Source organism: Sphingobium agrisoli (genome assembly GCF_041877245.1).
GTDB lineage: Bacteria > Pseudomonadota > Alphaproteobacteria > Sphingomonadales > Sphingomonadaceae > Sphingobium.
The window spans coordinates 220,278-229,769 of record NZ_JBHDJI010000007.1 but is presented as its reverse complement, the minus strand read 5'-3'; the positions used below and the strand labels follow the sequence as shown (position 1 = coordinate 229,769).

Below are 9,492 nucleotides of genomic sequence, written 5' to 3'. Positions count from 1 at the left end.
GATGTCGAACCTCAAGCCAGCCCCGATCGAATTCACCCCCGAGCGGGTCGAGCAGCTGCTCGACTGGGCCGATGGGCAGGCAGCACGCCATTCGCGTCGCAACATTCTCCACATGGGGATGGACCTTTCTGACGGGCCGGATGTCAGTTGCGAAATCGAGATGATCGATGGGCGGATCGCGTCGATCCGGGACGGCCTCTAATGGTCGCCTACTCATTCAAGGCGCAGTTCGCCGGCCCGATCGTGGCGCTTGAGAAAAGGCAGACGGTGCGCGGCAATCGCGTCCGGCATGCGCGGCCCGGCGAACCGATCCAGCTCTACGTCGCGATGCGCACCAAGCATTGCCGCAAGCTGCTCGACCGCGATCCTGTTTGTCGTGACGTGCGGCCCATCCAGATTGTCGTAGATCGGAGCTGGCCTTTCCTCATTAGCTCGATCGAGATTGCGGGGGTATCGCTTCGCCTTGGCGAAATGGAGGCGTTCGCCCATCAGGACGGGTTTCGAGGCGCGAGCGAAGGCGAGTGCGCGTTGGACGCGATGGGGGCCTTCTGGCTGGCGGAGCATGGCGAGGGCCGCTTTGACGGCGTCGTCATACGGTGGGAGCCGATCGTTGGCTAAGACGCGCGCCTCCGCCGATCAGATCGCCTTCGTCTTCGATGCGCCGCAGCCGGCGACGTCGCCGGCCGCGCTGGCGGGGTCGGACGTGCAGACGGCGCGGATGGTGGCGGAGGCGCTCAAGGGGGAGGATCGCGTCAAGATCGCCGCGAAGATGACGCTGCTGATGGACGAGGACATCAGCAAGGGGATGCTGGACGCCTATGCCAGCCCCGCGCGGGACGGCCACAATATCAGCTTTCACCGGATGCTGGCGCTGATCGCGGTGACCAACCGCTTCGACCTGCTGGACAATGCGCTGCGCGCGATCGGCGCGGCGGTCCTGGTCGGCGACGAAATCTACACCGCCGAAATCGGCCACATCGACAGCGAAATTTCCAAGCTTCAGCAGCGCCGCAAGGATCTGTCGCGGCTCCACCCAACCATAACGAGGAATCGCCGCAAATGATCGCAACGGGGGGGAAGAGCTGGTTCACGGCGGCGGAGATCGCGGACCTCGCGCTGCCGGGCCTACCAAGGACGAAGCGCAAGGTGAACGAACGGGCCGACAGCGAGAATTGGGCGCTCAGCGTCGATAGCGCCGGCATGGCGCGCGCCCGCCCGCGCAAGGGCCGCGGCGGCGGGCTGGAATATCATCTGACCTGCCTGCCCGCCGCCGCCCAGGCCGCGCTGGTCAAGCGCGGAATCGCATGGCTGCCCGCCAATGACGAGGACGCGGTCTCGATCGCGCGGCAGGCGCATGGCTGGGCCTGGTTCGAACTGCAATCGGACAAGGTGAAGGCCGAGGCGCTGCGCAGGGCCGGCATCATCGACATGGTTGAGACTTTCGTCGCGGCCGGCATGAAGAAGACGGCGGCGGTCGACGCGGCGGCGCGGTCGGTGAAGGACAGCGCCGGCACCATCTACAACTATCTCGCCCTGGTGAAGGGCGTCGCGCCGGCCGACCGGCTGCCCGCGCTGGCCCCGCGCCGCAAGGGCGGCGGCAAGGAGGCCGAGGTCGATGCCGGCGCATGGGAGCAGCTGCTCGGCGACTATCTGCGGCCGGAAGAGCCGACCTTCAGCAGCTGCTATTGGCGCACGCTGCACCTCTACGCGATCCCGCGCGGCATCACACTGCCCATCGAGAAGACGCTGTATCGGAAGCTGGTGCGGGACGTTGACCCTCGCCTGATCATTGCCCGTCGCAAGGGCAAGGATGCGGTAAAGGCGATGGTCCCTGCGCAGCAGCGCAGCGTCGCGCATCTGCACGCGATGCACAGCGTCAATGTCGACGGCCACAAGTTCGATGTGTTCGTGCGATTCCCCGACGGGCGGATCGAGCGGCCGATCCTGGTCGGCATACAGGATCTTTACAGCCGCATGATGCTGGCATGGCGGCTGGGCGATACCGAAAGCGCGCTGCTGACCCGGCTGGCCTTCGCCGACCTGTTCCGCCGCCACGGCATTCCCGGCCACTGCTACATGGACAATGGCCGCGCCTTCGCGTCCAAATGGATCAGCGGCGGCATATCGAACCGCTTCCGCTTCCGCGTCCGCGAGGAAGAACCGCTCGGCCTGCTGCCCGCACTCGGCATCACGGTTCACTGGACGCTGCCCTATTCGGGCCAGTCCAAGCCGATCGAGCGCGCCTGGCGCGATGTCGCTGACATGATCGCCAAAGACCCGCGCTGCGCGGGAGCCTGGTCGGGCAATCATGTCGACAACAAGCCGGAAAATTATCGCGAGACGGCGGTGCCGCTCGACCATTTCCTGACCATCGTCGAAAAGGGGATGCACATCCACAATGAGCGCATCGGCCGGCGCACCGAGACCGCCAACCGGCGCAGCTTCGCGCAGACCTTCGCCGAGAGCTACGCCCAGTCGCCCGTCGGCCGCGCGACCGAGGAGCATTTGCGCCTGGCGCTGCTGACCGGCGAGCAGATCAAGGGCGACCGCAAAAACGGGTCGGTCATGCTGACATCGGGCGATCGCTACTGGACGCCGGAATTGAGCTTGCATGCCGGCCAGCTGCTGACCGTGCGCTTCGATCCCGACGATCTCAGCCTGCCGGTCCATGTCTATGACAATGGCGGGCGCTTCCTCTGCACCGCCGATCGCTGGGACGCCTCGCGCTTCGACGACATGGGCGCGGCCAAGCGCCACGCCAAGCTGCGCGGCGACATGCGCAAGGCGGTGCGGAGAGCCGGCGAGATCGAGCGCGTCATCGGAGCCGAGGAAGTCGCGGCGCGGATGCGGGTGGAGACGGTGGAAACGCCCCTGCCGCAGCCCGCCGTGCTGCGCCCGACCCGCCATCGCGGCCAGTCAGCCGCCGCTCTCAAGCCCGTATCAGAAGGCGCTCAACAGCCTCTTATCGATGATTTCATGGGCCAGTTCGGGACCGCCCTGGGGCGGTTGCGGCTGGTCGATTGAATGACCGTGGCGGGCGCGTTGGGAGCCTCCCGCCACGGTCCAAACGCCGCGAAGCGAAAGGACGATTACCATGAATAACGTGAACGAAATAGAGGAGACGGACGACTTCATCGCCGACCAGCGCGCATGGCTGCTGGAGCATAAGTCGGTCACCGGCCAGAGCTGGACGCAGATCGCACAGCCGATCGGGCGCAAGAGCGGCACGCTGTCGGTCTTTGCGGGCGGCAAATATAATGGCGGCCCCTATGCGGGCGGCAACGGCGAGATTGCCAAGCTGATCTATCGCTACCGCCAGACGCTCAACCGCCAGAGCGAGCTGTCGATGGAAGCGCCGGACATTCCCGGCTTTTTCGAGACCCGCACGGCGCTCGACATCATGAACCTGCTCAGCTGGGCGCAGACGCGCGGGCGCATCTGTGTGTGGGCGGGCGGCGCTGGCACGGGCAAGACGGAAGCTTCCAAGGAATATGCCGCCCGCGCCAGCAACGTCTGGCACGTCGAATTCGACAAGTCGGTCAATTCCATTTCGGCGCTGTGCATCGCGGTGCTGATGGCGATGCGCGATTTCACCCCGCCGATCGGCGCGCAGAAGCTGTCCGCCTATGTCGCGAACAAGCTGCGCGACAGCCAGGGCCTGCTGATCCTGGACGAGGCCCAGCATCTCGACATCGAGCAGATCGAGGTGGTGCGCAGCTGGTATGACCGCACTGGCGTCGGCATCGCGCTGCTCGGCAACGAGAGCGTCATTTCCCGCATGAACGGCGGCGTGCGCAAGGCCGAGTTCGCCCAGCTGTCGAGCCGCGTGGGCCTGAGCGACTATCGCGCACAGCCGCTGCGCGACGATGTCGAGGCGTTCGCCGCCGCCTGGAACGTCCAGTCGGAGGACATCCTCAAATTCCTGCACCAGATCGCGCTTAAGCCAGGCGCGCTCCGCAGCGCCACCTACACGATGGAAATCGCGGTGATGCTGGCGCGGGGCGAGAATAGCGAACTGATGCTGAAGCATGTCCAGGCCGCGCATATGCAGCGCGCGAAAGGCGCGGTGGCGGCATGATCCCCTCGGCCGAGATCGACGCGCTGAAGGCGCAAATGGGTGTGCGGACGGACGTAGGGCTTGCCGAGGCGCTGAAGGTCAACAAAAGCGCCATCCAGAACTGGCGGCGGCGCGGGCGGGTGTCAGACTATGGCCGCCACCGCGCGCAGATGCTGATTGAGCATGGCCTGATCGGCAAGGCCGACAGCATGGAAAAGCTGGCCGCCGAGCTCAATGCGCTCAACCAGCGGCTTGCCAACTTTCTTTATGGTCCCGATCGGCTCGCCGCCGACCTGGATAAGCTCGCCGCCCGCGCACGGGCGATCGGCGGTGCGGCATGACCCGCCCGATCGAAAAGGCGCTGCGCGCGCTGCTGACCGATCCGGTGACCGGCGCTCGGCTCTCGGCCGTGGAATGCATGTCGCTGGCCTATGGCCTGGTCGTAGCGATCGCCGTCGTCCTGGCGATGATCGCCCTGGCGCTCGGGCTGGGAGGCGGGCAGTGAGCGCGCTCGATCCCGCCACCCGCACCGCGCTCAACCTGATGGTCGCGCAGCTCGTCATTCCCCCGGTGCCGCAGGGCCAGGCGATCGCCAATGTGGTCGACCTGGTCGGATGGTATATGGGGGTATCTCCCCGCGACATTTGCGGGCCTGGCCGCGCACGCGCTTTCTTCCGCCCCCGCGCCGCCGTCTGCTGGCTGGCGATCGAACTGAAGCTCGGCAGCACCACGGTCATCGGCCAGGTTCTCGGCCGACGCGATCATTCGACCATCATCAACGCACGCCGCCAGGCCGAGCAGTTCCGCGCGACCGATCCCGCCTTCAGGCGGCTGACCGACCGGCTGCGCGACCATTTCCGCGACCTTCAGGAGGATTGATCCGATGAACGCCCTCGCCAAACCCGCAACCTTCGCGCCCGACGCCCGCCGCCGCAGGCTGATCGCGCTGGCGCATGTCGCCAAAAAGGATCTGTTCGGCGATGATGACGACAGCTATCGCGCCGTGCTGCGGCGCGCGACCGGGCGTCTGTCGACGAAGGATTGCACAGCGCAGGAGCTGGAGCGGCTGGCGGCGGAGTTTCGCCGCCTGGGCTTTTCCAGCCAGGCCAAGCCCCGCAAGCCCGGCACGCCCGTCCGCGCGGATCATGCCGTCGCGCGCAAGGCGCGGGTGCTGTGGATCAGCCTCGCCCATCTCTGCGCGATCGACATCGATCCGCAGGCGGCGATTCGCGACGACAAGGCGCTGGAGCATTTCGCCACGCGCCAGCTCAAGTGCCAGCGTCTGCAATGGGCCAGGCAGAGCGAGGCCGACAAGCTGATCGAGGCGCTGAAGGCGATGGCCGAACGCCATGGCTGGAGCCAGTCGGACAGCCTGACCCCCGGCCGGAAGATGAGCAAGGATCAATATGTCCACGCGCTGAAGGTCGGGCTGTGCCAAGCGATCCTGGTCAAGCTGAAGCGGGCGGGAATCGCCGCTGAAGGCTGGTCGCTGGCGGAGGCCGCGTTCCGGCTTTGCGGGATCGAAGCCGATGACCTGCGCTTCACGACGCAGGAATATGAGCATGTCGCCGCCGCGCTGGGACGGCATCTGCGCGCCCATGGCGGGCGCGGCGCTTTCGATCCCGTCAATGCGCCGGTGAAGCCATGACCAGTCGCGTTCATTGCCGTTCCGTCGCTCGCCAGCATCTGGCTTGGGAATCGCAGCCTCTGGTCGCGCCCGCGCCGCGCCCGCGCCGCTATGGACGGCGCGCCCTGATCCTCGCCTTCGTCGCCGGTGTGGTGCTGGGGCTGCTATTCTGAGCCATGGCGAAGCCGCGCGTCACCGATCCCCGCAACGGACGGCAGTTCGCCGATGTCGCCGAGGTCATCGGCGAGGCGGCGACGATGACGCTGTGCGAGCATTTCGGCGGCGTGCGCTTCTACGTTCCGCGCCATATCGCGTCGAACAACCGAATAGCGCTGGCGATTGGACGCGCCGCCGCCGACCGGCTCGCGGAGTTCTTCCACGGCACTGAAATCGACCTGCCCAAAGCCTATCTTGGCCGGCAGCGCGTGATCGACATGAAGAGCGAGGGCTATAACGCCCGCGAAATAGCCCTTGCCACCGGCTACACCGATCGGCACGTTCGCCACATCCTGGCCGACGCCCGCGAGGATGACGACCAGCTTTCGCTCCCCGGCTTCTGAGAGGGTAACATCAGCGGAGATATCTCCGCTGATGAGATATCTCCGCCTAACCCATAGCTTCGATTATGATCGGGGCGGACTCCAACATCGTCGTCGAGGGCTGGTCGCCCCGTTATGCCGCCGCCGTTGCGCGTTTGCGCCGGGTCGAGGGCGGCTATGTCAATGATCCCGTCGATCGCGGCGGCGAGACGAGCTTCGGCATTTCGCTGCGCTTCCTGGTCGCCGAGGGCAGGATGGACCTCGACGGCAATGGCTTCTTCGATTTCGACCTGGACATGGACGGCGACATCGACGGCGCGGACATCCGCCGCCTGACCTGGGGCGATGCCCGCTACCTCTATCATCGCTGTTTCTGGCTGCGGCTAGACGCCGACAGTTTCGCGCGGCCGGTCGGGGAGATGCTGTTCGACCAGGCGGTCAATGGCGGCCTCATGGCCGCGCGCAAGCTGCTGCAGCGCGCGATCAACACCTGCCTCGCCCGCTATCCGATCGAGATGAAGCCGCTGAAGGTCGATGGCGACCTGGGCGAGAAGAGCCGCGCCGCGCTGGACGCCGTCATCCGCCTGCCCGCCGCCCGTATGCCGGCGATCATCATCGCCTATCGCGCCGCCGCCAAGGATCGCTACCGCGCGATCGCCGCCGCCAACCCGTCGCAGAAGCGCTTCCTCGGGGGCTGGCTCAAGCGCGCCGACGAACTGGGCCGGGACTGATGGGCTGGCTGGTCGCCCTCCTTGCCCGCTCGGGCCTCCCCCAACGGCACGCGCGCGTCATCGCAATCGGCGTGCTGGTGGCGACGCTGATGCTGGCGCTTTGGCTCGCCCTGGCGATCCGCGACCGCCGCGTCATCGCCCGCCACGAAGCCGGCGCTGCGGTCGCCCAGGCGCGCGCCGATCGCGCGGCCGACGCCCAGGCCGCGACCCGCCGCCGATCCGACGATGCCCGGCTGGAGGCCGAGGCCGACGCCCTAGAAAAGGTCACCGACAATGCGATTGACGATCCGCGTGGCGCTCGCCGCGCTTATTATGAGTGCCTCCGCGTGCAGCAGCAGGCCCGCCGCGCCGGCCATCTCACACCCGCCTGCTGAGGACCTGACCTGCCTGGCCGAGCCTGACGCCCCCGCGCTGATCGCCGGGCCGGTCGGAGAAATCGACTGGAGCGCCTTCGACGCCGCCGGCCTCGCCTTCGATCGCGCCGTGCTGATCGCGGGGCGCAGCTGCCGCGACGCGCTGGCACGCGTCTGCGCCTGGCACAGGTCTCGCGGGATGGAGGGCGGCTGCTGATGTTCGCCGAGCCAGCCCAGGATGGCAGCGTTCCGGGGCGCGTCGCCCAGCTGGAAGAGCAGGTTTCCGATCTGCTGATCCTGATCACCGCCCAACGGTCCGACCTTGACGCGGCGATCGCCTCGATCGGCGACGAGCGCGCGCTGGGCGACAACGCGATGGCGGAGGCGCTGGGCAACGAAAGCGACGGGCGGGCGCGTGCGGTTCGCGCGTTGCAGGACCTGGTCGGGGCCGAGCTGATCCGCCGTTCCACCGTCGCCGAACAGGCGGAGGCGAAGGCCAGCGCCGCCGCGACGCAGGCGGGCCTGCTGCTCGCCGCGACCCAGGCGCTGGCGCTGGGCCTCTTCACCTCGACGGCGGCGGGTTTGGCGGCGGTGCAGGACGGCGCGCCGTTCTTCGTGCAGGGGTCGGGGACGACACTCGCCACCCTCTATCGCCGCCAGGGCACGGTGGCTGTCGCGCAGGGCCTTTCCATCCCCTCGACCGCGCTGCTCGATACCATCACCACGATGGTCAACACCGACGATCGCTTCGACGGGCATCGCCTGGTCACCGAGAGCGGGTCGGTGCTGGCCGAGTTCGGCACCGATGGCGTATTCAAGATCGCGGCCGGGCGGCTGATCCGCACCGAGGCCGGCCAGGAATGGCGATCGGCCAAGGGCTCGGTCATCATCGGCCACCAGGATGCCAGCGAGGCGATCGATCTGGGCGGGCTCAGCATCCTGCCGACCAACCGATATCTGTTCGCGCTGACCACCGAACATGGCGGGGTGGCGTTCGGCATCCGCCCCGACCTGTCGATCGTCGGCAATTTCAGCGTCGATGTCGAGCAACCCGAACCCGATCCGCCGATCGATGCGGGGCTGCTGCATGGCGGCTTCCTGTTCCAGCACGCCGGCTATCCCGCCGCCCTCTACCCGCGCCAGATCGCGGCGAAGCGGACCGACGCGGCCGCGCTGCTGGTCAGCGTCAGCGCCGATCGCGGCGACGGCCTGCCGCCCGTGCTCGCCATCGGGCGCGAGCAGATCGACCTGCCGACCCTGCCGGCTTCGGCCACCCTGATGGCGCGCCCGGCCGACGCGCCGGGCGTCCGCACGTCGATCGGCCTGACGGTGGTCGGGCCGCGCGCCTCGGCGCGGGGCGCGGTGCGGCTTTACATGGAGGGGGACAGCATCAGCAACCGCCAGCTGATCCCCTTCGTCGGGCAGGCGATGACCGCGATGGGCTGGACGCCGACCCACATCGGCACGATCGCCAGCACCCTGTCCGGTTCGCCCTCAAGCCCTACCGGGCCACTGGGCGAAGCGCGCGAGACGCGCAGCTACGCCGATTTCGCCGGCTTCGATACCGACGGGCAGATGGCTCCGCTCGCGGCCGGGCAGGAGGCCGCCTATCTCGCTTCGACCAAGGACCAGCAGGTACAGACGAACCCGTTCCTGCGCTTGGCGGTGGCGCAGGACTATATCGACCGGCCGACCCACATCGTCACCATCGGCGGCCAGGACTGGATTTACGACTTTGCCTGGTATCTGACCCGTTTCGGGCTGCAGACGCCACAGCTCATCATCCGGGGCCTCGGCCGCAACGACCAGCGGCAGGCAGGCAGCGCCAGCGCCGCCGCCGACCGGGTCGAGCGCGCGCTGCGCATCATGCACGCATCGCAGCGCGCCGCGATCGGGCCGAGCGCGCCCGTCATCCTCTGGTATCCGCCCGAGGCGCGCAGCGTGGACGGGGACACCGCCTGGGCGAGCGACCAGGTCATCATCGCGCGCAAGATCGCGGTGGTGAACGAACTGCGCCAGGCGGACCCCAAGCTCTATCTGGTTTCGACCTGGGCGGGCCTCTCGATCGAGGCGGGATTCCCGATCGCCAACAACGCCGTGTCCGACGCCATCCACCCTGCGACCGTCGGCCGCCGCCAGCTGGCGGCGATGCTGGCGGTCGCCGCCGACTGCACCTTGTGAGGAC

The 9,492-nt window shown here is 67.8% G+C and carries 15 protein-coding genes; all 15 read left to right on the top strand.

Going from position 1 to position 9,492, the window contains the following annotated elements:
* The first annotated feature begins 1 nt into the window (after position 1).
* The 15 genes from ACETPF_RS13485 to ACETPF_RS13415 all read left to right on the top strand — a co-directional run bounded on the left by ACETPF_RS13485 (position 2) and on the right by ACETPF_RS13415 (position 9,488).
* Complete coding sequence (locus ACETPF_RS13485) at positions 2-202, top strand: hypothetical protein (protein WP_373935023.1); 201 nt, start codon at positions 2-4, stop codon at positions 200-202.
* A complete protein-coding gene (locus ACETPF_RS13480) occupies positions 202-618 on the top strand; it encodes a hypothetical protein (RefSeq protein WP_373935022.1) in 417 nt (138 codons plus the stop codon). Before ACETPF_RS13485 ends, ACETPF_RS13480 begins: the two co-directional genes overlap by 1 nt.
* Positions 611-1,063 carry a hypothetical protein gene (locus ACETPF_RS13475; protein ID WP_373935021.1) on the top strand — a complete coding sequence of 151 codons (453 nt, stop codon included), beginning with the start codon at positions 611-613 and terminating at the stop codon, positions 1,061-1,063. Before ACETPF_RS13480 ends, ACETPF_RS13475 begins: the two co-directional genes overlap by 8 nt.
* Complete coding sequence (locus ACETPF_RS13470) at positions 1,060-3,024, top strand: transposase domain-containing protein (protein ID WP_373935020.1); 1,965 nt, start codon at positions 1,060-1,062, stop codon at positions 3,022-3,024. Before ACETPF_RS13475 ends, ACETPF_RS13470 begins: the two co-directional genes overlap by 4 nt.
* A 70-nt stretch (positions 3,025-3,094) precedes the next feature.
* Positions 3,095-4,078: an AAA family ATPase gene (locus ACETPF_RS13465; protein ID WP_373935019.1), complete on the top strand. Its 984-nt coding sequence runs from the start codon at positions 3,095-3,097 to the stop codon at positions 4,076-4,078.
* The gene (locus ACETPF_RS13460; RefSeq protein WP_373935018.1) at positions 4,075-4,398 is read left to right on the top strand and encodes a hypothetical protein; all 324 of its coding nucleotides are present in this window, start codon (positions 4,075-4,077) and stop codon (positions 4,396-4,398) included. The genes ACETPF_RS13465 and ACETPF_RS13460 overlap by 4 nt, the downstream gene beginning before the upstream one ends.
* Positions 4,395-4,562: a hypothetical protein gene (locus ACETPF_RS13455; RefSeq protein WP_373935016.1), complete on the top strand. Its 168-nt coding sequence runs from the start codon at positions 4,395-4,397 to the stop codon at positions 4,560-4,562. The genes ACETPF_RS13460 and ACETPF_RS13455 overlap by 4 nt, the downstream gene beginning before the upstream one ends.
* The gene (locus ACETPF_RS13450) at positions 4,559-4,936 is read left to right on the top strand and encodes a helix-turn-helix domain-containing protein (RefSeq protein WP_373935015.1); all 378 of its coding nucleotides are present in this window, start codon (positions 4,559-4,561) and stop codon (positions 4,934-4,936) included. Before ACETPF_RS13455 ends, ACETPF_RS13450 begins: the two co-directional genes overlap by 4 nt.
* A 4-nt stretch (positions 4,937-4,940) precedes the next feature.
* On the top strand, positions 4,941-5,705 hold the full coding sequence (locus tag ACETPF_RS13445; RefSeq protein ID WP_373935014.1) for a phage protein GemA/Gp16 family protein: 765 nt from the start codon (positions 4,941-4,943) through the stop codon (positions 5,703-5,705).
* Positions 5,702-5,857, top strand: coding sequence for a hypothetical protein (locus tag ACETPF_RS13440; protein ID WP_373935013.1), 156 nt, complete (start codon positions 5,702-5,704; stop codon positions 5,855-5,857). Before ACETPF_RS13445 ends, ACETPF_RS13440 begins: the two co-directional genes overlap by 4 nt.
* A gap of 3 nt (positions 5,858-5,860) precedes the next feature.
* Positions 5,861-6,244 carry a hypothetical protein gene (locus tag ACETPF_RS13435; RefSeq protein ID WP_373935012.1) on the top strand — a complete coding sequence of 128 codons (384 nt, stop codon included), beginning with the start codon at positions 5,861-5,863 and terminating at the stop codon, positions 6,242-6,244.
* Positions 6,245-6,309: 65 nt separating this feature from the next.
* Positions 6,310-6,954, top strand: coding sequence for a glycoside hydrolase family 108 protein (locus tag ACETPF_RS13430; RefSeq protein WP_373935011.1), 645 nt, complete (start codon positions 6,310-6,312; stop codon positions 6,952-6,954).
* The gene (locus ACETPF_RS13425) at positions 6,954-7,328 is read left to right on the top strand and encodes a hypothetical protein (RefSeq protein ID WP_373935010.1); all 375 of its coding nucleotides are present in this window, start codon (positions 6,954-6,956) and stop codon (positions 7,326-7,328) included. Before ACETPF_RS13430 ends, ACETPF_RS13425 begins: the two co-directional genes overlap by 1 nt.
* Positions 7,267-7,524, top strand: a complete 258-nt coding sequence (locus ACETPF_RS13420) for a hypothetical protein (protein WP_373935009.1) — start codon at positions 7,267-7,269, stop codon at positions 7,522-7,524. Before ACETPF_RS13425 ends, ACETPF_RS13420 begins: the two co-directional genes overlap by 62 nt.
* Positions 7,524-9,488, top strand: coding sequence for a hypothetical protein (locus tag ACETPF_RS13415; protein WP_373935008.1), 1,965 nt, complete (start codon positions 7,524-7,526; stop codon positions 9,486-9,488). Before ACETPF_RS13420 ends, ACETPF_RS13415 begins: the two co-directional genes overlap by 1 nt.
* Positions 9,489-9,492 lie beyond the last annotated feature (4 nt).

What these genes read in the sequence shown, in the direction of transcription:
- ACETPF_RS13485 (WP_373935023.1), top strand. Translation starts at nt 2, where the DNA reads ATGTCGAACCTCAAGCCAGCCCCGATCGAATTCACCCCCGAGCGGGTC.
- ACETPF_RS13480 (WP_373935022.1), top strand. Translation starts at nt 202, where the DNA reads ATGGTCGCCTACTCATTCAAGGCGCAGTTCGCCGGCCCGATCGTGGCG.
- ACETPF_RS13470 (WP_373935020.1), top strand. Translation starts at nt 1,060, where the DNA reads ATGATCGCAACGGGGGGGAAGAGCTGGTTCACGGCGGCGGAGATCGCG.
- ACETPF_RS13465 (WP_373935019.1), top strand. Translation starts at nt 3,095, where the DNA reads ATGAATAACGTGAACGAAATAGAGGAGACGGACGACTTCATCGCCGAC.
- ACETPF_RS13460 (WP_373935018.1), top strand. Translation starts at nt 4,075, where the DNA reads ATGATCCCCTCGGCCGAGATCGACGCGCTGAAGGCGCAAATGGGTGTG.
- ACETPF_RS13455 (WP_373935016.1), top strand. Translation starts at nt 4,395, where the DNA reads ATGACCCGCCCGATCGAAAAGGCGCTGCGCGCGCTGCTGACCGATCCG.
- ACETPF_RS13445 (WP_373935014.1), top strand. Translation starts at nt 4,941, where the DNA reads ATGAACGCCCTCGCCAAACCCGCAACCTTCGCGCCCGACGCCCGCCGC.
- ACETPF_RS13440 (WP_373935013.1), top strand. Translation starts at nt 5,702, where the DNA reads ATGACCAGTCGCGTTCATTGCCGTTCCGTCGCTCGCCAGCATCTGGCT.
- ACETPF_RS13435 (WP_373935012.1), top strand. Translation starts at nt 5,861, where the DNA reads ATGGCGAAGCCGCGCGTCACCGATCCCCGCAACGGACGGCAGTTCGCC.
- ACETPF_RS13430 (WP_373935011.1), top strand. Translation starts at nt 6,310, where the DNA reads ATGATCGGGGCGGACTCCAACATCGTCGTCGAGGGCTGGTCGCCCCGT.
- ACETPF_RS13425 (WP_373935010.1), top strand. Translation starts at nt 6,954, where the DNA reads ATGGGCTGGCTGGTCGCCCTCCTTGCCCGCTCGGGCCTCCCCCAACGG.
- ACETPF_RS13420 (WP_373935009.1), top strand. Translation starts at nt 7,267, where the DNA reads ATGAGTGCCTCCGCGTGCAGCAGCAGGCCCGCCGCGCCGGCCATCTCA.
- ACETPF_RS13415 (WP_373935008.1), top strand. Translation starts at nt 7,524, where the DNA reads ATGTTCGCCGAGCCAGCCCAGGATGGCAGCGTTCCGGGGCGCGTCGCC.